The 20,896-nt window shown below is 69.6% G+C and carries 21 protein-coding genes; 8 read left to right on the top strand and 13 right to left on the bottom strand.

Going from position 1 to position 20,896, the window contains the following annotated elements:
• Nucleotides 1-189 precede the first annotated feature (189 nt).
• Nucleotides 190-1,833: a fatty-acid--CoA ligase FadD5 gene (gene fadD5 / locus SBI80_RS07370; protein WP_318973830.1), complete on the bottom strand. Its 1,644-nt coding sequence runs from the start codon at nucleotides 1,831-1,833 to the stop codon at nucleotides 190-192.
• A gap of 153 nt (nucleotides 1,834-1,986) precedes the next feature.
• Here fadD5 and SBI80_RS07365 point away from each other — a divergent pair, with 153 nt between their 5' ends.
• Nucleotides 1,987-2,679: a GntR family transcriptional regulator gene (locus SBI80_RS07365; protein WP_318973829.1), complete on the top strand. Its 693-nt coding sequence runs from the start codon at nucleotides 1,987-1,989 to the stop codon at nucleotides 2,677-2,679.
• On the opposite strand, the gene SBI80_RS07360 is transcribed toward SBI80_RS07365, so the two are convergent.
• The gene (locus SBI80_RS07360) at nucleotides 2,680-3,120 is read right to left on the bottom strand and encodes an SRPBCC family protein (protein ID WP_318973828.1); all 441 of its coding nucleotides are present in this window, start codon (nucleotides 3,118-3,120) and stop codon (nucleotides 2,680-2,682) included.
• 27 nt (nucleotides 3,121-3,147) lie between these two features.
• Nucleotides 3,148-3,603, bottom strand: a complete 456-nt coding sequence (locus tag SBI80_RS07355) for an acyl-CoA thioesterase (RefSeq protein WP_318973827.1) — start codon at nucleotides 3,601-3,603, stop codon at nucleotides 3,148-3,150.
• 65 nt (nucleotides 3,604-3,668) lie between these two features.
• On the opposite strand from SBI80_RS07355, the gene SBI80_RS07350 reads away from it, so the two are divergent.
• Nucleotides 3,669-4,769: an alcohol dehydrogenase catalytic domain-containing protein gene (locus SBI80_RS07350; RefSeq protein WP_318973826.1), complete on the top strand. Its 1,101-nt coding sequence runs from the start codon at nucleotides 3,669-3,671 to the stop codon at nucleotides 4,767-4,769.
• Here the strand turns inward: SBI80_RS07350 and SBI80_RS07345 are convergent.
• A complete protein-coding gene (locus tag SBI80_RS07345; protein ID WP_318973825.1) occupies nucleotides 4,766-5,419 on the bottom strand; it encodes a TetR/AcrR family transcriptional regulator in 654 nt (217 codons plus the stop codon). The two genes, SBI80_RS07350 and SBI80_RS07345, sit on opposite strands and share 4 nt — an antisense overlap.
• Before the next feature lie 169 nt (nucleotides 5,420-5,588).
• Between SBI80_RS07345 and SBI80_RS07340 the strand changes: the two genes are divergently transcribed.
• Nucleotides 5,589-5,702 (top strand): hypothetical protein, encoded by a 114-nt coding sequence (locus tag SBI80_RS07340; RefSeq protein ID WP_318974354.1) that lies wholly within the window; start codon nucleotides 5,589-5,591, stop codon nucleotides 5,700-5,702.
• Between the two features lie 12 nt (nucleotides 5,703-5,714).
• Here the strand turns inward: SBI80_RS07340 and SBI80_RS07335 are convergent, their stop codons facing one another.
• The 3 genes from SBI80_RS07335 to SBI80_RS07325 are packed head-to-tail and all read right to left on the bottom strand — an operon-like array spanning nucleotide 5,715 to nucleotide 8,360.
• On the bottom strand, nucleotides 5,715-6,488 hold the full coding sequence (locus SBI80_RS07335) for an ABC transporter ATP-binding protein (RefSeq protein WP_318973824.1): 774 nt from the start codon (nucleotides 6,486-6,488) through the stop codon (nucleotides 5,715-5,717).
• Nucleotides 6,472-7,500 (bottom strand): taurine ABC transporter substrate-binding protein, encoded by a 1,029-nt coding sequence (locus SBI80_RS07330; protein WP_318973823.1) that lies wholly within the window; start codon nucleotides 7,498-7,500, stop codon nucleotides 6,472-6,474. Before SBI80_RS07330 ends, SBI80_RS07335 begins: the two co-directional genes overlap by 17 nt.
• Entirely contained in the window at nucleotides 7,497-8,360 is an 864-nt protein-coding gene (locus SBI80_RS07325; RefSeq protein ID WP_318973822.1) for an ABC transporter permease, read from the bottom strand. The genes SBI80_RS07330 and SBI80_RS07325 overlap by 4 nt, the downstream gene beginning before the upstream one ends.
• A 505-nt stretch (nucleotides 8,361-8,865) precedes the next feature.
• Here SBI80_RS07325 and SBI80_RS07320 point away from each other — a divergent pair.
• Nucleotides 8,866-9,672 (top strand): SigB/SigF/SigG family RNA polymerase sigma factor, encoded by an 807-nt coding sequence (locus tag SBI80_RS07320; RefSeq protein WP_318974353.1) that lies wholly within the window; start codon nucleotides 8,866-8,868, stop codon nucleotides 9,670-9,672.
• A 66-nt stretch (nucleotides 9,673-9,738) separates the two neighbouring features.
• Here the strand turns inward: SBI80_RS07320 and SBI80_RS07315 are convergent, their stop codons facing one another.
• The gene (locus SBI80_RS07315; RefSeq protein ID WP_318973821.1) at nucleotides 9,739-10,077 is read right to left on the bottom strand and encodes a hypothetical protein; all 339 of its coding nucleotides are present in this window, start codon (nucleotides 10,075-10,077) and stop codon (nucleotides 9,739-9,741) included.
• Between the two features lie 169 nt (nucleotides 10,078-10,246).
• Here SBI80_RS07315 and SBI80_RS07310 point away from each other — a divergent pair, with 169 nt between their 5' ends.
• The gene (locus SBI80_RS07310) at nucleotides 10,247-11,257 is read left to right on the top strand and encodes a magnesium transporter CorA family protein (RefSeq protein WP_318974352.1); all 1,011 of its coding nucleotides are present in this window, start codon (nucleotides 10,247-10,249) and stop codon (nucleotides 11,255-11,257) included.
• Nucleotides 11,258-11,264: 7 nt separating this feature from the next.
• On the opposite strand, the gene SBI80_RS07305 is transcribed toward SBI80_RS07310, so the two are convergent.
• Nucleotides 11,265-11,753 (bottom strand): MarR family winged helix-turn-helix transcriptional regulator, encoded by a 489-nt coding sequence (locus tag SBI80_RS07305; RefSeq protein WP_318973820.1) that lies wholly within the window; start codon nucleotides 11,751-11,753, stop codon nucleotides 11,265-11,267.
• 82 nt (nucleotides 11,754-11,835) lie between these two features.
• On the opposite strand from SBI80_RS07305, the gene SBI80_RS07300 reads away from it, so the two are divergent.
• The 3 genes from SBI80_RS07300 to pntB all read left to right on the top strand — a co-directional run bounded on the left by SBI80_RS07300 (nucleotide 11,836) and on the right by pntB (nucleotide 16,941).
• Entirely contained in the window at nucleotides 11,836-13,890 is a 2,055-nt protein-coding gene (locus SBI80_RS07300; RefSeq protein ID WP_318974351.1) for an MMPL family transporter, read from the top strand.
• Between the two features lie 42 nt (nucleotides 13,891-13,932).
• The gene (locus SBI80_RS07295) at nucleotides 13,933-15,456 is read left to right on the top strand and encodes a Re/Si-specific NAD(P)(+) transhydrogenase subunit alpha (protein ID WP_318973819.1); all 1,524 of its coding nucleotides are present in this window, start codon (nucleotides 13,933-13,935) and stop codon (nucleotides 15,454-15,456) included.
• A 63-nt stretch (nucleotides 15,457-15,519) separates the two neighbouring features.
• Nucleotides 15,520-16,941, top strand: coding sequence for a Re/Si-specific NAD(P)(+) transhydrogenase subunit beta (gene pntB, locus SBI80_RS07290; protein ID WP_318973818.1), 1,422 nt, complete (start codon nucleotides 15,520-15,522; stop codon nucleotides 16,939-16,941).
• Between the two features lie 15 nt (nucleotides 16,942-16,956).
• Here pntB and SBI80_RS07285 read toward each other — a convergent pair whose 3' ends face one another.
• From SBI80_RS07285 to SBI80_RS07270, 4 genes are read right to left on the bottom strand one after another with little or no spacing between them, the layout of a single operon-like run.
• Nucleotides 16,957-18,144, bottom strand: coding sequence for a sensor histidine kinase (locus SBI80_RS07285; protein WP_318973817.1), 1,188 nt, complete (start codon nucleotides 18,142-18,144; stop codon nucleotides 16,957-16,959).
• Nucleotides 18,145-18,146: 2 nt separating this feature from the next.
• Nucleotides 18,147-18,791 (bottom strand): response regulator, encoded by a 645-nt coding sequence (locus SBI80_RS07280; RefSeq protein ID WP_318973816.1) that lies wholly within the window; start codon nucleotides 18,789-18,791, stop codon nucleotides 18,147-18,149.
• 26 nt (nucleotides 18,792-18,817) lie between these two features.
• Nucleotides 18,818-19,405: a MarR family transcriptional regulator gene (locus SBI80_RS07275; RefSeq protein WP_318973815.1), complete on the bottom strand. Its 588-nt coding sequence runs from the start codon at nucleotides 19,403-19,405 to the stop codon at nucleotides 18,818-18,820.
• A complete protein-coding gene (locus SBI80_RS07270) occupies nucleotides 19,402-20,853 on the bottom strand; it encodes a pyruvate, phosphate dikinase (RefSeq protein ID WP_318973814.1) in 1,452 nt (483 codons plus the stop codon). The genes SBI80_RS07275 and SBI80_RS07270 overlap by 4 nt, the downstream gene beginning before the upstream one ends.
• Nucleotides 20,854-20,896: the final 43 nt, after the last annotated feature.

Raw genomic sequence — 20,896 nt, 5'->3', positions numbered from 1 at the left:
GCGATCAATGCGGAGCGGGGGCAAAACCTCTCGCATGCCGCCTCCTAGTCCGAGTTCGGTGTCTGTGACAACTGTCTCCCTACTCGCGGGTAGTAAGGCGGACCACAGGAGAGTACCCGATGCAATCGGGCGCCTGCGCCGCATCGGCAAGATTGAGGGTGTAACCGTTGGCAAAGACACCGGCACGGATCATCCTTCCGTTCGGGCGACTGAAACCGTTGGAGCAGAAGAACTTTCGCCAGCGTCAGCGGAACGGGCCGCGCCGAATCGGGTCCTCAGTTCCGTCTTGAGCACTTTGCCGGCCGGATTGCGGGGCAGCGCCTCGACGATTTCGAGGGCCTTCGGATGCTTGTACCTGGCCAGCCGTTCGGTGAGGAATTCGTCGAGATCGGCCAGCGTCAGCGCGGACTGCGCGGCCGCGGTCAGGGCCACCACGGCTACGGGAACCTCGCCCCACTTGTCGTGCGGGCGGCCGATCACCGCGGCCTCCCCGATCGACGGGTGGGCGGCCAACGCGTTCTCCACCTCGGCGCAGTAGATGTTCTCGCCCCCGGAGATGATCATGTCCTTCTTGCGGTCGACCACCCAGACGTAGCCCTCGTCGTCCTGGCGAACCAGATCGCCGGAGTGAAACCAGCCGCCCGCGAACGCCTCGGCCGTGGCCCTCGGGTTGTTCCAGTACCCCGCCATCAACGTGGGCGCCCGGTAGACGATCTCGCCCACCTGCCCCGTCGCGACGTCGTTCATGTCCTCGTCGACGACGCGCGCCGACACCGTCGGGATGACCTTGCCGACCGAGCCCAGCTTCCTGATCGCGTCGTCACCCAGCAGCATGCACGTCACCGGGGACATCTCGGTCTGCCCGAAGGCGGCAAGGATCTGACAGCCCGGGAAGGTCTCGCTCATCTCCCGAAGCAGGGTGTCCGACGCCGGGGCCGCACCCCACGACAGCGTGCGCAGGTGCAGCTCTCGTGGCTTGGCCCGCTGCGCGGCGCACACCGCCTGCCACTGCGCCGGCACCAGGAAGATGCCCGTGACGCGCTCGCTCTCCAGCACGTCGAGCAGGGCGCCAGGATCGAACGCACCGAGTGGGTAGATCACCGTCGGGCGGCCGAGCAGCAGGCCGGTGATGGTGTTGCCGACCCCAGCGATGTGGAACAGCGGGACGCCGATGAACCCGACGTCGTGGTTTAGGTCGGCGCCGCTGGTGAACAGGTGCGTCATCGCCTGGCCGGCCAGGTTGACGTGGGTCAGTACCGCGCCCTTGGGCCGGCCGGTGGTGCCCGAGGTGTACATGATCAGCGCGGGCGAGTCGTTGGGAACGTCGACCGGAGCGGGGGCGGGCCCGGACTCGGCCAGCAGGTCCTCGTATCCCAGCAGCCCGTCCTCCGTACCGCCGCCGGCCACGACGACGTCGGCGAGCGTCGGGTCCAGCTCGCGGACGGCCGCCGCGACCCCGGCCAGCACGGGTTCGGTGATGACCACCCTCGCCTCGCAGTCGCCGACGAGGAAGGCGATCTCCGGTGGTGTCATGCGGAAGTTCACCGGCACCGCGATTCCGCCGAGGAGGTTGGTCGCCAGGATCGACTCGACGTACTCGGCGCGATTGAGCATCAGGATCAGCACCCGGTCGCCGACCCCGACACCGCGGCGACTCAGGGCGCCCGCGAGCGCCGTGACGCGGCGGTCCAGCTCGGCCCAGGTCGTCGTGTGGCCGAGAAACCGCAACGCCGTCGCCTCGGGCTGCATGAGCGCGTGCCGGGTGAGCTGGGTGTTCCAGTTCTGTCGGCGCGCCAGATACGGCTGCTCGACCGGGGCTGGTGCTGTCGTCAACGTCTGAATGCTCCCCTGTTGGCTAGCGCAGGTTGCGCGGCGTTGATATTTGATCAAACATGGCGTAACCCCGGTCACACTAGGGCCTCGGCGGCCGAGGGACAACCCCACGGCACGGGCGATGCCACCGGGCATTCGAGGGGGGTTCGCGCCATGAACGCACCAGCCACGCCACGGACGAATCAGCGTCGCGGAGTGCGCCGCGAGCAGCTCTCCGACGAGGTCGCCGGGCATCTGCGGGTGCGCATCATGTCCGGACTGCTGCGGCCCGGCACGTTCATCCGGCTCGACGAGACGGCCGCCGAACTGGGCGTCAGCATCACCCCCGTGCGCGAGGCGCTGCGGACGTTGCGCGGTGAGGGCATGGTCCAGCTCGAACCCCATCGTGGCCACGTGGTCTCACCGTTGACCCGCGACGACATCGAGGACATCTTCTGGCTGCAGGCCGTCATCGCGGCTCAGCTGGCGCGATCGGCCGCCGAGCGGATCACCGACGAGCAGATCGACGAACTCGAGCAGCTCGCCGGTGCCGCCGCCGACGCCATCGAACGTCACGACACCGATGCGGTGATCGAGTCCGAATTCGCCTTCCACCGCACCTTCAACCGGGCCTCGGGCCGGATCAAACTCGCCTGGTTCCTACTGCACGCCGCCCGGTACCTGCCCCCGCACATCTACGCCAGCGACCCGCAGTGGGGCCGGCACACCGTGGTCAATCGGCGCCGGCTGATCCAGGCGCTGCGCCGCCGCGACGTGGACACCGTGGTCCGGCTGACCGACGCGCAGTTCTCCGACGGAGCCCGGCGGCTGACCGCGCGGCTCGACGAGCTGGGACTCTGGACCTAGCTAGGCCGAACCCAGGCTCTCGGCGCGCTTCTTCAAGTTGTCGGCGAGGTGCTCGAGTGCGTCGTTGACGACCTTCTTGACCATCATCGCGGGCACCGGCATGGACACCTCGACGTCGAGGTCGACGGTCAGCAGGCTGGTCGGGCCCATCGCGACGACCGCGAATCGCTGCTCCTGCTTGGAGAAGAGGTCGCCCTGCTGCATGACGGTCTGGATCTGGTTCTCGCCCGGGTAGTAGACGGCCTGGATGTAGGTCCCGTCCATGCCCTGCACCGAGGTGTCCAGGCGCAGCTGGCTGGGCCGCCCGTCGTCGTAGCGGGCCAGGATCCAGCAGCCCTTGATCTCCTCGTTCCACTGCGGGTAGGCCTCGAAGTCGGCGACGATCGCCATGATCGATTCGGCCGGGGCCGTCACTTCGACGGTCTTGCTCACGAGCGGCATCGGGCGAGCATATCGGGTGCGCTCCGCTCAGCCGACCAACGCCGTCTGCAGCAGGGACCGGATGGCGTCGGGGATGGGGACGGGACGACGCGTCTCGCGGTCGATGTAGACGTGCACCCAGTGCCCCACGGCGGCAACGGGTTTGGCCGGTCCGGCTGCCTCGGGCGGCGCGAAGACGGCCAGCCGGTAGCTGACGCTGCTGGTGCCGAGCCGCGTGACGGCAAGCCCGACGACGAGCGGGTCGGGGAACCGAAGCTCGGCGAAGTAGCGGCAACCGGATTCGGCGACCACCCCGAGCCACGGCGCGGTGACGGGGTCCAGGCCCGCGTTGGTGCCCAGCCAGGCGTTGATCGCGGTGTCGAACAGCTCGTAGTACACGGCGTTGTTGAGATGACCGAACATGTCGTTGTCCGTCCACCGCGTCAGCACCGGCCAGTGCACCGGGAAGTCCCGGGGCGTCAGCTCCCGCTCGGTCGTGCTCATCGGGCAAGTGTTTCAGGTGGCCCATGTGTCTTAGGTGGTGAGGGCGGGGCTGGCAAGCTGGTGGCGTGAAGATCCGTGGAGCCGTCCTCGATCGGATCGGGGCACCGCCCCGGTATGCCGAATCCCGCCCGCTGACCGTCACCGACCTAGAGCTCGCACCGCCGGGTGACACCGAGTTGCTCGTCCGCATCGAGACCGCGGGGCTGTGCCACTCGGACCTGTCCGTGGTCAACGGCTCCCGCGTGCGGCCGGTGCCGATGCTGCTGGGCCACGAGGCGGCCGGCATCGTCGAGCAGGTGGGCGCGGCGGTGGGCGACGTCGCCGTCGGCCAGCGCGTCGTGATGACCTTCCTGCCGCGGTGCGGGGAGTGCAGCGCCTGCGCCACCGACGGCCTGGCGCCGTGCCAGCCGGGCAGCGCCGCCAACGGCGCCGGCGTCCTGTTGAGCGGCGGCACCCGGCTCGTCGGCGAGCACGGACCGGTGCTACACCACCTCGGGGTGTCCGCCTTCGCGACCCATGCCGTCGTGGACCGGCGCTCGGTGGTGCCGGTGGATGCCGACGTGCCGCCCGTCGTCGCCTCCCTGCTTGGTTGCGCGGTACTCACCGGCGGTGGCGCCGTGCTGAACGCGGGCCAGCCCCGGCCCGGTGACACCGTCGCGATCGTCGGGATGGGTGGGGTCGGCATGGCGGCGCTGCTGACCGCGCTGTCCTACGACGACGTCGAGGTGGTGGCCGTGGACCGCCTGCCCGAGAAGCTGGCGCTGGCCAAGAGCCTTGGTGCCCACCGGGCCGTCAGCCCCGACGACGTGGGCGAGCTCGAGGCGCGGATCGCCATCGAGGCGGCGGGCCACCCGGCCGCGCTGGAGACGGCGATCGCCATCACCGGGCCCGGCGGCCGCACCGTGACGGTCGGGCTGCCCAGCCCCGACGCGCGGATCAGCGTGTCGCCGTTGGGTTTCGTCGCCGAGGGCCGCTCGCTCATCGGCAGCTACCTGGGTTCCGCGGTACCCGCCAGGGACATTCCGCGCTTCGTAGCGCTGTGGCGGGACGGCCGGCTGCCCGTCGAGTCACTGGTGTCGGCGACCATCGCGCTCGACGACGTCAACGAGGGCATGGACCAGCTCGCCGACGGACGGGCCGTGCGCCAGCTCATCGACTTCACCTAGCGCCGGGGATAGCCGACGTCGATGCCGAGGGGTTCCTGGGTCCGCACCGTCTCGTCGCGGATCAGACCGCGCAACAGCGCCGTGCTGAACTCGACCGCGATCTCGGGGGCGGTGCGGCGGCCCTGCGGACGCAGCCACCGGTAGGAGCCGAGCGTCATCCCGATGTAGCCGAGTGCCAGCACGTGCGAGTCGCAGTCGTAGAACTCACCGCTGGCGATCCCGCGGTCGATGAGGTCGCGGACGTGCTCGTACACCGTCGACTCCGCCTTGCGGATGTAGGCGACCTGCTCCTCGGTGAACCACTCGGTGATGTAGGGCGCCTCTTGGAAGTAGACCGCGCCGCGCTCGACGTCGCTGGCGATGCCGACCAACAACCTGCGGGTGAAGTGGTAGATCATCTCCCGCGCCGACGCCGACGGATCGTCGTCGAGGGCCCCGACGGTGAAGTCGGCGGCGCTCTTGCAGATGTCGAACAGGATCAGTGACTTGCTGGCGTAGTAGTGGTAGACCGTGGCCTTGTTGAGCCCGACGGCATCGGCGACGTCGTCCATCCGGGTACCGTGATACCCCCGCGCCGCGAACAGCTTGGTGGCGACGGCGAGGAGTTCCTCGCGGCGGGTGAGGCCGTTCGGTGGTGATTCGGTGGACATGACGCTCACTATGCAGTCGGGACGGGTACTCGGGTGGCGGTTCGCCGGACCCCCGCCCGGCGAACCAATCAACTGGTTGGCCGTCAGTCTATGCAAAGTGCCCAGACCGGTGTCCGCGCTCGACTACTTCGGTCTAGACTTCGGCCAAAGGTCATCCCGCTTGGAGGTAATGATGGATCCGAATCCGGACTACGACGCCAGCGACGAGATCGAATACTTCTTCAACTTCGTGCCGTGGGGTCTGCGTGGCGTGTACCCGCCCCCGGCCTACCCGCCGGTCTAACCCGCGCGTGAACTAGGCGGCTGCGGCCTTGACGGCCCGGCCAACCTCGGCGCGCAGCCTGGTGTACTCCGGCGAGCGGCGCAGTTCGTCGGGGTCGACGCCGGTGCGAGGCAGGTCGACGGGCAGATCCAGCGCCACCTGACCCGGCCGGCGCGTGAGCACGACGATGCGCGAGCCGAGGAAGGCGGCCTCGTCGGCGCTATGGGTCACGAACACCGTGGTGCGTCCGGTCTCGGCGCTCACCTGGCGGACGTCCTCCTGCAACCGTTCCCTGGTGAGCGCATCGAGCGCCGCAAACGGCTCGTCGAGCAGGAATAGCGGTGTCTCGGCGGCCAGTGCCCGCGCGATTGCGACGCGCTGCTGCTGACCGCCGCTGATCTCCCAGATCTTGCGATCCGTCGTCCCCTCGAGGCCGACGCGCTGCAGCAGTCGATCGCGACGCTCGGTCCGCTGGTCCTTCGGCACCCCGGCGTACTTCAGCGCGAGGTCGACGTTGCCGCCGACGGTGCGCCACGGAAACAGCCGGGGCTGCTGGAAGACGACACCCGCCGTCACCCCCGGCGTCGGCGCGTCACCCGCGACCTGCACGCTGCCCGCGCTCGGCTCCTCGAATCCGGCGATCAGGCGCAGCAGGGTGCTCTTGCCGCACCCGGAGGCACCCACCAGCACCAGGAAGGCCCCGGGTTCGACGTCCAGGTTCACCGGACCGAGAGCGGTCACGTCGCCGTAGCGGTGCGCGAGGTTCTCGATGCGCAGTCCGCCACGGGCCTCACTGCTTGAGGGCATCGGGCAGACCCTTGGTGTAGATGGCGTCCTGGAACGTCTTCAGCGGGGCGGCCGCCGGAATCTGCTTCTGCGCCGCCAGGAACTGCGAGGCACTCTCCAGGTTCTCTGCGATCTTGCCAGGGGCTCCGTCGGTTCCGAGCCACTCCGGCGAGGTCAGCTCCGCCGGCGTGAGGTAGATGCCCTGCTTCAGTTGTCCGGCAACGGCTTCCGGCGTCAGACCGATCTCGGCGGCGATGGCCTTGGCAGCGGCGTCGGGATCGTCGGCGATGGTGTCGAGCGCGCGGGCCTCCTGCTGGCGCCAGGTGTCGACCACCTCCGGATGGGCCGAGGCGAAGTCGTCGGCGACCGCGCCGAGATCCAGCGTGGGCTTGCCGTCCTTGGCCAACTGACGGCTGGTGATCAGGTCCTTGCCGGTCTTGCGCAGATCGTCCAGCGTCGGCAGCCAGGTGTAGGCGGCGTCGATGTCGCCGCGCTCCCACGCCGCCAGGATGGCCTGCGGCTGCAGGTCGACGAGCTGAACGTCACTGGGAGACAGGTTGTTCTGGGCCAGCGCGGCCAGCAGGCTGTAGTGCGCGGTGGACGCGAACGGCGTGCCGACGCGCTTGCCCTTCAGGTCGGCGATGGTGTTGACCCCACTGCCGTTGCGGGCCACCAGCGCCTCGTTGTCACCGGCCACGTCGAGCACGAAGGCGACCTTGTACGGAATGTTCAGCGGCGCGGACAGACCGCGCGCCACCGGGCTGGAACCCAGCGCCCCGAAGTCGAGCTCCTTGGCGATGAAGGCGGTGTTGATGTCGGCACCCGAGTCGAACTTGACCCACTTGATGTTGTAGTTGGGCAGCGCCCCTTCGAGCCACTTGTTGTTCTTGACGATCAGGTCACCGCTCGGAAACGTCTGGTAGCCAATGCGAATGGTTGGCTTGGCCGAGTCCTGCCCGGAGTGGTCCACCGAGCAGCCCGCCAGCCCCAGGGTGGCGACGGCGACCGCGGCGACGAGAGCCTTGAGCTTCATATCTTTCCTCTCCATGGGACGGCGCGGCGTTCGACCGTGCGCAGCAGACCGTCGATCACCAGACCCGAGAACCCGATCGCGAAGATGCCGACCAGGACGACCGGGGTGTTGTTGTAATTGCTGGCGTCCTTCACCAGGCCGCCGATGCCGGGAATGCCGTTGAAGAGTTCGGCCGCGACCACCGACGAGTAGGCCATGCCGACGGCAAGCCGGATGCCGGTGAACGTCTCGGGCAGCGCCGAGGGCACCACGACGTCGCGGATCACCTGCAGCCGCGTGGCGCCGAGTGCCCGGGCCGCCTCGGTGAGGCCGACTGGCGCGGCGACCACCGCGGCCGTCGTCGCGACCGCCGCTGGCGGCAGGGCGGCCAGCGCGAGCAGCGTGATCTTGGGCGCCTCGTCGATGCCCAGCCAGATGACGAGCAGGAAGAAGTAGGCCAGCGGCGGCAGCGCCCGCAGGAACGTCAGCCACGGTTCGAGCACGCTGCGCACCCAACCGATCGACCCCATGACCAGTCCCAGCGCGACGCCGACGCCGACGCCGATCACGACGCCGACCAGCACCCGGCGCAGGGTCATGTACAGGTGCTCCCACAGCAGGTAGCCGGCGTAGCCGCGGGTGCCGTCGTGGGTGGTGGAGACGTCGATGAAGGCCCGCCAGACGGTGCTGGGGTATGGCACGAAGGTCTGATTCCAGATGCCGCTGGCTGCGGCCAGTTGCCATGCGACACCGAAGACGGCGACGGACAGCAGGGGTAGCGCAGCGCGGGTCAATCGGCCGCGCCACTTGCCGTTACCAGCGCCCTTGGCTGGCGAGTCGGCACGCGACTCCTCGGGCACGACATCGACGAAGACGGACACTGTTCCTACGGCTTTCTGCTGGCTGGGCTGGGCGAATGCGCGTCAGCGACAGCAGGGTTCCGCAGGCGCCGTGAACACCCGATGTTTCTATCCGTGAACGACGATCCTGTGGAATGGCTGAGATCACGGCGAGTTTTAATCCTTGGCTTCCGGGCAGTTGCCGGAGGGCGTAGGGTGAAGGAGTCCACACGGACATTCCCGTTTAGTGCAAAGCGGGCACCAAGCCCCGCGATTCTTCTGGGTTCGCACCTCACTCGTAGAGACTCCTGCGCGAGATTGCACCCACACCGCCCCGCGTGGTCACGGCAAATTGCCGGTTCCGTCCTCGACGGAAGGGGCATTGCGCCGCACCGACTTCGGTCTTCGCGCGCTCTGCCCAGGGACGCCTGTTAGGGGGTCCACCAGTGGAAATCAACTGCTGCACAACCGAACTCATCACCACCCAGCTCGTCACCAGCCAGGTTTGGGAGGTGTGACCTTGACCGTCGAACTAGAACGACCGAAATTGGAACGACAAGAGTCGACTGCACCCGTAACCGAGGTACCCGAACCGACGGCCAACGTCGACGAATACGCCGACGTGATGGAGATGTTCGTCGCCATGAGCGGCGACGTCCCCGAATCCGCAGAGGTGGCCCGCCAGCGTGAGGCGATCTTCAATCGCTGCCTCGCCCTGGCCGACCGCATCGCGCGGCACTATGGCGGCCGCGGCGAGGACATCGAAGACCTGACCCAGGTCGCCCGACTGGGCCTGGTGAAGGCCGTCAACCGGTTCGACCCTGCGAAGGGATCGCACTTCGTCGCCTTCGCCGTGCCGACCATGATGGGCGAGGTCCGCCGTCACTTCCGGGACCACGGCTGGTCGATGCACGTGCCGCGCCGACTCAAGGATCGGCACGGACACATCACCGGGGCGACGACCGAGCTGACCCAGTCACTGGGCCGGGCGCCCACCGCTGGCCAGCTGGCCGACGCTCTGGACATGAGCCGCGAGGACATCGTCGACAGCATGCTGGCCGCCGAGGCGTACCGAGTTCACTCGATCGATGCGCCCGTCTCGAGCGGAGATTCGGCCCCGCGGATGGTGTCCGACACCGTCGGCGAGGTCGACTTCGAATTCGACAGGATCACCGACCAGGAGACGGTGCGGCCGCTGCTGAGCGCGCTGCCGGAGCGCGAGCGCACGGTGCTCTACCTCCGCTTCTTCGAGTCGATGACCCAGAGCCAGATCGCCGAGCAGATCGGGGTGTCTCAGATGCACGTCTCGCGCATCCTTGAGAAGACCCTGCGGGAGCTGCGCAACCAGCTGTAGTCCCGCACCCGATGAGGCCCCTTCCTGGTACCCGGGGAGGGGCCTCGCTCGTCTCGGGCCGTGCCGTTACCGGTGGAATTCGGTCAGTGCGTGGGTGATTCGCGTCACCCGTGCCCAGGTCGACCGCATGGCGTCGGAGGCCCTGGCCCGCTGGCTGGTCAGCCAGGCGACCGCGCGTCGCCTGCGGAGTTCGAACGGAGTCGGCGCCACGATGGGCGGCAGGACGGCCACCGCGTCGACCGCGGCGGTGAAGTCGGGCGCGACGGGTGCGTGCACCTCGCAGTAGTCCTCGCCGCACCGGCTGCAACGCACCTCGTAGCGAATGGAATTGGGTCCCGACTCGACGAAGGCGTAGTCGGCGACCGCAACGCATCGTGGACAGCGCGCGAGTCCACGTTCAACCACCACACTCACGGCAGCAGCACTCCATTCGTCGAGCCAATGAATCACTGGTTGCCATCGTGCGGCCACGGGGTGGCCCATGGCACTAGGCCGGGGAGTCTCGATGCGAGATCGGTGCGAATTCGAGATGACCGACGCGGCAGCGGTACGCAGGGCCGGGGATGATGGCGGCATGACCGAGGTGCACGGACGGATCTGGCGATCGGGCGAACCAGTGGAGGGCTTTGCGTTCTCGGCCATCTCGGATTGTCTCGGGGCCGACGACACCCTGGTGTGGGCGGACATCTTCGACCCGGACCACGACGCCCTGTCCGCACTCGCCGACGAACTCGGGCTCAACGTGTGGGCCGTCGAGGACGCCACCGCGCCCAGGGAGCGCACCAAGGCCACGGTCTACCGGACCCACACGTTCTTCACCGTCTACGCGATCCAGATCCTGGAGCCCGCGCCCGGTGACGACGTCACGCCGACGCTGACCAAGCACCGCATCTCGGCGTTCGTGCTGCCACGCGGGCTCATCACCGTGCGGTTGCCCCCGACCAACGGGGGTGACCCGAGCTTCCCCGTCGACGAGGTGTCGCGGCGGTTCGACGAACTCGGCGGGCAGCAGTACGGGGTCGGCGCCCTGGTTCACGGCCTGCTCGACGTCGTGGTGGACGGGCACTTCGATGCGGTGCAGGCGCTCGACGACGACATCGAGTCACTCGAGGACGAGCTGTTCGACGACGACGGTCCGCGAAAGGGCCTGCAACGTCGTACTTTTCGCTATCGCAAGGACCTCGTCGAACTGCGCCGCGTGGTCCTGCCGATGCGAGAGGTGGTCAGCGCCATCAAGAGCCGACGAATGGACTCCAAGACCGCCCCTGAGCTCGATCCGCTCTACGACGATCTCTACGACCACGTGCTGCGGGCCTCGGAGTGGACGGAGTCGTTGCGCGACATGGTCACCACCGTCTTCGAGACCAACCTGTCACTGCAGGACGCCCGGCTCAATACCGTGATGAAGAAGCTGACGGGCTGGGCGGCCATCATCGCGGTGCCGACGGCGGTGACCGGGTTCTACGGCCAGAACGTCGAATACCCGGGCATCAACACCGTGACGGGCTTCATCGCCAGCACCGCGGTGATCGTGCTCGTCGTGGCGCTGCTGTACGTGATGTTCAAGCGGCGCGACTGGCTCTGAGTCCGATTCAGCCGTCGGCGCGCAGCTCCGCATTGAAGACCCGCAGCGACTCGAGCACCGCGGCCAGCACCCGGTGCGCGGTCGTCAGCTCGGCAGTGGAGAAGTCGCGCAGCTCGGCCTCCATGTGTTGGCCCAGCGGCGTGAAGAACGACCGGGCCACGGCGCTGCCGCGCTCGCCGTAGCGCAGCAGCACCTTGCGGCGGTCGGCCGGATGGGGTTCGCGACTGAGGTGACCCGAGGCCACCATCCGTTCGACCAGATAGGTGATGGCGGCGCCGGATACCCCGATGCGCTGGCCTAGTTGGCTCTGCGTGAGCGGAACGCCGTCCCGTTCGGCCACCATGACGTTCAGGAGGGCGCGAAAGTCGTTGGGGCCGAGATCGTGTCGGGCACAGAACACCCGGCCAAGCTCGTCGGACTCGGCGGAGAGGGCCTGCACGTCGGACACGATCGACTCCTCGGCGGCGTCGCGCGCGGTCGGCGGCGTGGACTCCACGTCACTACTCCTTAACTTGATTAATCATTAAGAGTCTTAATATACTCGGGTCATGAGTTGCTGGGATCGATTCTCCGCTGCCGTGTGCGCCAGGTGGTCGTGGGTGATCACCCTGGTCATCTTCGCCGCCGGTGGCCTCCTGATCGGGCTCGCCGGTAGCAATGCCGGGGCCACCCAATCCCCGGTGCCCGTACCCTCGTCGGCCGAGTCGGCCAGGGCCGCCGCACTCGCCAGGGACTTTCCCGCCGGCGACACGGCCCCGGTCATCCTGGTGGCCTCCCGCGCGGACGGCGCCGCGCTATCCCCGTCCGACGTGGCCGCCATCGACGCCTCCCGCCAGCGGGTCCTGGCCCGCGCGGCGACCCCCGCGGCCCCACCCGTCACGGTCTCCGAGGACGGCGCCGTCGCGCTGGCGCCCGTGCCGATCGCCGCCGACCTGTCCGGATTCGAGCTGCGCGATACCGTCAAGGGTTTGCGTGCCGCCGCCAACGATGGTGCACCCCAAGGCCTTCGGCTGCAGATCACGGGCGGTCCAGCCTTCGGCGCCGACATCGCCGATTCGTTCTCCGGTGCCAACGTCACCCTGCTGGCGGTGACCGCCGCGGTCGTCGCGCTGCTGCTCATCGTCACCTACCGCTCACCGATCCTGTGGCTGGTGCCGCTGATCGTCATCGCGATCGCCGACCAAACGGCGGCCGCCGTGGGCGCCAAGGTCTCCGAGCTGACGGGGCTGACCGCCGACGGGTCAACCACCGGCATCACCAGCGTGCTCGTCTTCGGAGCGGGCACCAACTACGCCCTATTGCTGATCTCCCGCTACCGGGAGGAACTGACGCGCGCCAGGGCGGGAGCGCCGCACCGCGACGCGCTGCGCATCGCGGTGCGCCACGCCGGCCCCGCGATCCTGGCCAGCAACGCCACCGTGGTGCTGGCGCTGCTGACCCTGCTGCTGGCCGTGGTGCCGTCGACCCGGAGCCTCGGAGCCCAGGCCGCCTGCGGACTGGTGGTCGCCGCGCTCTTCGTCCTCGCCGCGCTGCCACCCCTGCTCGCACTGTTCGGGCCGCGACTGTTCTGGCCGTTCGTCCCGCACCACGGAGACCACGAAGCCACGAAACCCGGCCCCTGGTACCGGGTGGCGACGTGGGTCAGCGGCCACGCCGGCCGCGTCGCGATCGGCAGCATCGCGCTGCTCGCCGTGCTCGGCGGGCTGCTGCTCGGCACCCCGGTGGGCCTGTCCCAGACCGAGCAGTTCCGGGTGAAGTCCGAGTCGGTGGCGGCCTACGACACCCTGGCCGCACACCTTCCCGGCGGATTGACCGACCCCACCCGCGTCATCGGACGCACCGACCGGGCCGCCGAGCTGCGGGCCGCCGCGCAAGCCACCCCCGGCGTGGTGTCAGTGACCGAGGCGGGCCGCTCCGCCGACGGCCTGACGCAGTTCTCGGTCGTCGTCGACGCCCCGCCTGCCTCACCGAAGGCGTTCGAGGTGGTCGCCGCGCTGCGGGGGTCGCTGCATGCCGTCGATCCGGATGCGCTCGTCGGCGGTTCCGACGCCCAGGCCCTCGACGCCCGCAACGCCGCCGAGCGCGACCAGCGCGTGGTCATCCCGGCGATCCTGGCCGTCGTGCTGCTGGTGCTGTACGCGCTGCTGCGAGCCGCGCTCGCACCGCTGATCCTGGTCGGCGTGACGGTGCTCAGCGCGCTGGCTGCCCTCGGCCTCGGCGGATGGGCCAGCGTGCACGTCTTCGGCTTCCCCGCACTGGCCGACACCACGCCGCTGTTCGCCATCCTGTTCCTGGTCGCCCTCGGCGTCGACTACACGATCTTCCTGGTCACCCGCGCCAGGGAGGAGACCCACGCCAACGGCACCACCGACGGAATCGTGCGGGCCGTGGCCGCCACCGGCGGCGTCATCACCAGCGCCGGCATCGTGCTGGCCGCCGTGTTCGCCGTCCTCGGCGTGCTGCCCCTGATCGTGCTGACCCAGATCGGCATCATCGTCGGGCTCGGCATCCTGCTGGACACCTTCCTGGTGCGCACCGTCATCATCCCGGCGCTCTTCACCCTGATCGGGCCTCGCATCTGGTGGCCGGCCGCCGTCGACCCGATGGCAGCGCAGGCACCGCGTACCGGCTGAGGGGCGCGCACGTGTTCGGAGAGCAAATGCGAGACTCATCGAATGCAGATCGGGATACCCCGCGAGTCGCACCCCGGTGAGACGCGCGTCGCCGCCACGCCGCAGACCGTCGGAGCGCTCGCCAAACTGGGCTACACCGTCGTCGTCGAATCCGGTGCCGGTGACGCCTCCAGCTTCTCCGATGCCGCGTACGTCGAGGCAGGCGCCGAGATCGGCGAAGCACTCGAGGCCGACATCGTCCTCAAGGTCAACGCGCCCAACGACGCCGAGATCGCCGCGCTGGCCGACCACGCGACGCTGGTCAGCCTCATCTCACCGGCGCTGAACCCCGAGCTGGTGGAGAAGCTCTCCGCCCGCCCGATCACGGTGCTGGCGATGGACGCCGTCCCCCGCATCTCACGCGCGCAGTCGATGGACGTGCTCTCCTCGATGGCGAACATCGCCGGGTACCGGGCCGTCGTCGAGGCCGCGCACGCCTTCGGCCGGTTCTTCACCGGCCAGGTCACCGCCGCGGGCAAGGTACCGCCGGCCAAGGTGCTGGTCGTCGGCGCGGGCGTAGCCGGACTGGCCGCCATCGGCGCGGCGGGCAGCATGGGCGCCATCGTGCGGGCCACCGACCCGCGGCCCGAGGTCGCCGACCAGGTCAAGTCACTGGGCGGGGAGTACCTGTACGTCGACCCGGCCGCCGCGGAGGTCTCCGCGACCGGTTACGCCAAGGAGATGGGCGAGGACTACAAGGTCCGCGAGGCGGCGCTGTACGCCGAGCAGACCAAGGACGTCGACATCATCATCACGACCGCGCTGATCCCGGGCCGGCCGGCGCCGCGGATCATCACCGCCGAGATGGTGGCCTCGATGAAGCCGGGCAGCGTCATCGTCGACATGGCCGCGGCCAACGGCGGCAACGTCGAGGGCACCGTCAAGGACCAGGCCATCGTCACCGACAACGGCGTGACGATCATCGGCTACACCGACCTCGCCGGCCGGCTGCCCGCGACGGCCTCCCAGCTGTACGGCACCAACCTGGTCAACCTGCTCAAGCTGCTCACCCCGGAGAAGGACGGACAGCTCGTCCTGAACTTCGACGACGTGGTGCAGCGCTCGGTCACCGTGGTGCGCGAGGGTGAGACCACCTGGCCGCCGCCCCCGGTACAGGTCTCCGCCGCCCCGGCGGCGGCCGCTGCCGCACCCGTGGAGCCCAAGCCGGTCAAGGAGCCCATGACGGCTGGCCGCCGGCTGGGCATCACGTTCGTCGCCGCCGCGGTGCTCTTCGCGCTCATCGCACTCTCCCCCGCCGCGCTGCAGGTGCACCTGACGGTCTTCGCCCTGGCGATCGTCATCGGCTACTACGTGATCGGGCACGTGCACCACGCCCTGCACACGCCGCTGATGTCGGTGACCAACGCGATCTCCGGGATCATCGTCGTCGGCGCGCTGCTGCAGATCGGCCATGGCGATCCCGTCATCACCGCGCTGGCCTTCGTGGCGATCCTGCTCGCCAGCATCAACGTCTTCGGCGGCTTCGCGGTCACGCGTCGCATGCTCGCGATGTTCTCGCGCAGCTGAGAACGCCTGCCCTAGCTCCCCAGCCCTTGCCCCTCCCGCCTTCCTGAGACTGGAACGGACTGCATGTTCACCCTAGAGACCACCGCCACCGCGGCCTACGTCGTCGCGGCTCTGCTGTTCATCCTGGCCCTGGCCGGGCTGTCCAAGCACGAGACCTCACGCTCGGGCAACACCTTCGGCATGGCCGGCATGGCCGTCGCGCTGATCGCCACCATCGCGCTGGCCCTGTCCCGGCACATCGAACCGCTCGGCCTCGGCCTGCTGGTCGCCGCGATGGCGATCGGCGCCGCGATCGGCCTGTGGCGTGCCCGCGTCGTCGAGATGACCGGCATGCCCGAGCTGATCGCGTTGCTGCACAGCTTCGTCGGCCTGGCCGCGGTGCTCGTCGGCTGGAACGGCTACCTGCACGTCGAACGCGACCTCGCCGGCGCCGAGGCCGCGGCGCTGGACGGGCAGAACCTGCTGGGCATCCACTCCGCCGAGGTGTTCATCGGCGTGTTCATCGGCGCGGTGACGTTCACCGGCTCGATCGTGGCCAACCTCAAGCTGTCGGCGCGGATCAAGTCCACCCCCTTGATGCTGCCTGGCAAGAACTTCCTCAACGTCGGTGCGCTGGTGCTGTTCCTGGCGCTGACGGTGTGGTTCGTCATCTCCCCGCAGCTTTGGCTGCTCATCGCCGTCACGGTGCTGGCCCTGCTGCTGGGCTGGCACCTGGTCGCTTCGATCGGCGGCGGCGACATGCCCGTCGTGGTGTCGATGCTCAACAGCTACTCGGGCTGGGCCGCCGCGGCGTCGGGCTTCCTGCTGTCCAACGACCTGCTGATCGTGACCGGCGCGCTCGTCGGCTCGTCCGGTGCCTACCTGTCCTACATCATGTGCAAGGCGATGAACCGGTCGTTCATCTCGGTCATCGCGGGCGGTTTCGGCATCGAGGCCGGGCCCGCCGACGACAAGGACTACGGCGAGCACCGCGAGATCACCGCCGAGGGCGCCGCCGAACTGCTCGGCTCGGCGAGCTCGGTGATCATCACCCCCGGCTACGGCATGGCCGTCGCCCAGGCCCAGTACGGCGTCGCCGACCTGACCCGCAAGCTGCGCGAGCGTGGCGTGAACGTCCGCTTCGGCATCCACCCCGTCGCGGGCCGGCTGCCCGGCCACATGAACGTGCTGCTCGCCGAGGCCAAGGTGCCCTACGACATCGTGCTGGAGATGGACGAGATCAACGACGACTTCGACGGCACCAGCGTCGTCCTGGTCATCGGCGCCAACGACACCGTCAACCCGGCGGCATCGGAGGATCCCGGCAGCCCGATCGCGGGCATGCCGGTGCTGACGGTGTGGAACGCCGACAACGTCATCGTCTTCAAGCGCTCGATGGCCTCGGGGTACGCAGGCGTGCAGAACCCGCTGTTCTTCCGCGAGAACACCCAGATGCTGTTCGGCGACGCCAAGGACCGGGTCGACGCGATCAACGCCGCGCTGTAGGACGGCCTCGACGCGCTACGAGTCCTCGGGCGGGGACGTCACGCTCACCACCGTGCCCCGGCCCGGCGTGGAGTCGATCTGCATCTCGCCGCCCATCGAGTCGAACCGCGCCTGCAGCGACGCCAGGCCGATGTGTCCCTCGGTGACGCGCTGCTCGACGATCTCCGGCGCGAAGCCCGCCCCGTCGTCGGCGACGATGAGCACGACGCGAGCGCCGCGACGGAACATCCGAACCGTGACGGCGCTGGCCCGCGCGTGCTTGATGACGTTGGCAAGCAGCTCGCGGGCCGCTCGGTAGAGCAACGCCTGCGACACCGGCTTGCCGACGTCCTCGAGTTCGGCGTCGATGGTGATGCCACCGCGGCCGTCGTACTGCCGCACCAGCTCACGCACCCCGGCGGTGAGCCCGAGCTGCGCGAGCACCTGCGGATGCAGCGCCGTCACCGTGGAGCGCAGCCCGGCCGCGGTGTCGTTGAGCGCCGCGTACACCAGGTCCAGCGCGGGATCGGGCATGCGCTCGCGCACCTCGTCGAGTTCCAGGCGCGCCGCAAGCAGGGTCTGCAACGGCCCGTCGTGCAGATGCTCGGCCAGCTCACGGTTGGTGCGCTCGTCGGCCTGCATCGACTCGGCCACCAGCCGCTTGCGCACCTCCAGCAGCGCGGCCACCCGCGCCGCCCGCCGGGTCAGCACGAAGCACAGCGCCGTCGTCGCGACTGCCAGCCAGATCAGGAAGCCGACCTGCAGGTAGACCACGTCGGGCAAGCCGACGTGGTCGTCGCGCTTGGAGTAGACGATCCAGGCGCCCAGGTAGCACGCCGCGGTGCTGATGCCCAGGACACCGGTGAACACCGGCCGATCTCCGAACGCCACCGATAGCGGCAGCAGGAAGAACACCGGGAGCAACGCCGCCGTCGCCCCGCCGGACACCACGCACAGTGCGACGACGGCGAGCACGTCGACGCCGGTGGACAACCGACCGCCCCACGACGGCACTGGCCCGCGGAACACCGCCACCGCCCACAGCACGGCCGCGATCGAGTAGGTGCCGAGGATCGCCGCGTAGACCTCGGGCAGCCAGCTGTTGACCTCCCAGATCCACACCAGGAAGCCGATCAGGCCGATCAGCGGAATCCGCAGCAGCGCCGAGACGCGAACGGGTTCGGCGGCGAAGTAGTCGACGATCTGCCGGGACGCGCGGTCCACGGCTATTCCAGCAGTCCGCGGCGCATCGCCTCGGCGACCACGGCACCGCGATCTCCCACGCCCAGCTTCTCGTAGAGCCGCTGCACGTGGGTCTTGACCGTCGAGGGGGCCAGGAACATCTCCTTGGCCATCGCCGGAATGCTCTGACCGGCGGCGATGTGGCCGAGCACCTCGCGCTCGCGGGCGCTCAGCGTCGGCGCGTCGGACTCGTTGCGGCGCTGGATCTCGCCGACCAGGCCCGCGGCCAGGTTGGGGGCGACGACGTCGCGGCCCTTCGCGCAGCTGAGCACCGCCTCGACCAGCTCGGAACGGCTGGACTCCTTGGAGATGAAACCCGCCGCACCCTCCTGCAGCGCGCTGTAGACGATGGCCGACTCGTCGTGCGCGGAGATCAGCAGTACGCGGGTGGCCAGGCCGTCGCGGCGGACTGCGGCCGCGACCTGGGCGCCGTCGAGGCCGGGCATCCGGTAGTCCAGCAGCGCCACCCGCGGGGTGTGCTCCCGGATCAGCGCCAGCGCCGCCACCCCGTCGTCGGCCTCGGCCACCACGTCGATGTATCCGCTGGAGGTCAGGGCCCGCACCACGCCATCGCGGAAGAGCGGGTGATCGTCGCCGACCACCACGCGCACCTTGTCACCCGTCGACACGTGCGAAAGCTTCGCACAGACCGGGTTCAGTCGCCCTCGGTTGCGCGCGTCCGGCCTGCCGCGCCGATCAGTTCCTCGTGCAGCTCGAACCACACCGTGTGATACGAGTCCACCATCGGGCGGGTCAGCCACGACGGGTCGCCGTCCTTGGCTCGCCGCAGTGCCTGATCCAGGCGCCCGGCATATCCCGCGAGCCGCGGGACCAGGGCCGCCGCGGCATCGATCACCGGCACCACCTCGCCGTGCAGTCGGTCGACGTCGGCCAGCACGGCCGCCACCCCGTCGGCACCCGCGGTGTCCCGCTCCTGCTGCCAGCGCGAGATCACGGCCTTGAACTCTCCGTTGACGGCCAGGAAGCGCTGGTAGACCGCCTCGGCGGCGGCCGGGTCGACGTCGGCGCGCTCCTCGGCGAGCAGCTCGGTCAGCCGGCCCCGGCCCGGCTCGGTCAACCGGACCAGCGGACCGTCGGCCAGCAGTCCGGCCGCCACCAAACCATCGACCACACCATCGGCCAAACCATCGCCGAAGCCATCGACGGCCCCGTCGAGCTCGGCGCGGCCGACCCGGCCCTTGAGCCGCACCGTCTGAAGCGCGGCCAGCTCGGCTCCGCTCATCGGCCGCTCACCCGGCGCGCGACGTCGGTGAATCGCTGCAGCTCGACGTCGAGCAGCGGAGTCCGTGCGACCTCGGGAGTCTCAGGGGCGCCGGCCCGCACCTCACCGGCACTCCCGTCGACGGTGACGGTGCGACCCGCCAGCAGGGTAGTCAGTCCGGCACCGCAGCCGACGACGGCCGGGATGCCGAGTTCCCTGGCCACGATGGCGGCGTGGCTGCTGGCGCCGCCGACCTCCGTCACCACGGCCCTGGCCGACATCAGCCCCGCGACGTCCTCCGGGCTGGTGGTGGGCCGCACCAGGACGACGTCGCGACCTTCGTCGGCTGCGGCGATGGCGTCCTCACTCGTCGTGCAGACCAGCCCCGTCGCCACACCGGGGCAGGCGGGCAGGCCGGTGGCCAGCGTCGGCCCGGACGGCTGCGGCTGCGATCGCCCCGCGGTGACCGCGGCCAACTGCTCGGCGGTGACCCTGGCGAGCATCTCGTCGTCGTCGATGAGGCCCTCGTCGCGCAGTGCCAGCGCCAGGCGAAGCGCGGCGCGCGGGGCCCGCTTGGCCGCCCGCGACTGCAGCAGCCACAGCTCGCCTGCCTGCACGGTGAACTCGACGTCCTGGACGTCGGCGCCGGCCCGCTCCAGCCGGCGGCCCGCCGCGAGCAACTCGTCGTACACCTGGGGCAACCGGTCGGCGAGCCGGGTCAGGGGCAGGCAGTCGCTGGTGCCGGACACCACGTCGTCCCCCTGGGCACGGGGCAGCCACTCGCCGAAGGGGTCGGCCGCACCCGTCGCGGGGTCGCGGGTGAACAGCACCCCGGTTCCGGAGTGCGCGTCCAGGTTGCCGAAGACCATGGCCTGCAGCAGCACCGCGATGCCGCCGCGGTCCACCCCGCGGTGCGCCCGATAGGCGGCGGCCCGGCTCGACGACCACGACGCGACGACGGCACCGATCGCGTCACGCAACTGGGTCAGCGGGTCGGGGAGGACGGCCCGGCCACCGCGATGGGCGCGCTCTGCGAGGTCGGCGGCGAACGCGGCACCGTGGCTGCTCGCGAACGCGGCCAGCACGCCGTCGTCGACACCCACGTTCAGGACCGTCTCGAGCATGCCGGGCATCGAGGTCTGCCCGCTGCTGCGCACCGAAAGCAGCAGCGGCCGTGGCCCGCGACCGAACGTGCACCCCGTGCGCGCCTCGAGTTGGGCGAGGCCGCCGAGCACGTCGGGCCAGACGAGGTCGACCAGCGCGGCGGGATCCCGTCCGCATTCGTCGCACCATTCGCAGGCCACGCAGAACGCGGGCGGTACCGGCAACCCCATCGCCACCATGGCCGCGATCGCGCGCCCCTTGCCGCCGACGAGGACGCTCTCGGCATCGCCGAGGTCGGCGTCGAGTGCCACCGCAACGTGCCGGTGCACTGCGTGCGCGCGGCCGCCACCTGCGCCGAGTCTCATCGCCATACCCCGTGACTTCGCCCGATGATGGTCTCCACGTTCC

Origin of the sequence: Mycolicibacterium sichuanense (assembly GCF_033741125.1) — a bacterium.
GTDB lineage: Bacteria > Actinomycetota > Actinomycetes > Mycobacteriales > Mycobacteriaceae > Mycobacterium.
Note: the sequence above shows the minus strand (reverse complement) of the source record. Positions and strands in the feature narration are given on the sequence as shown.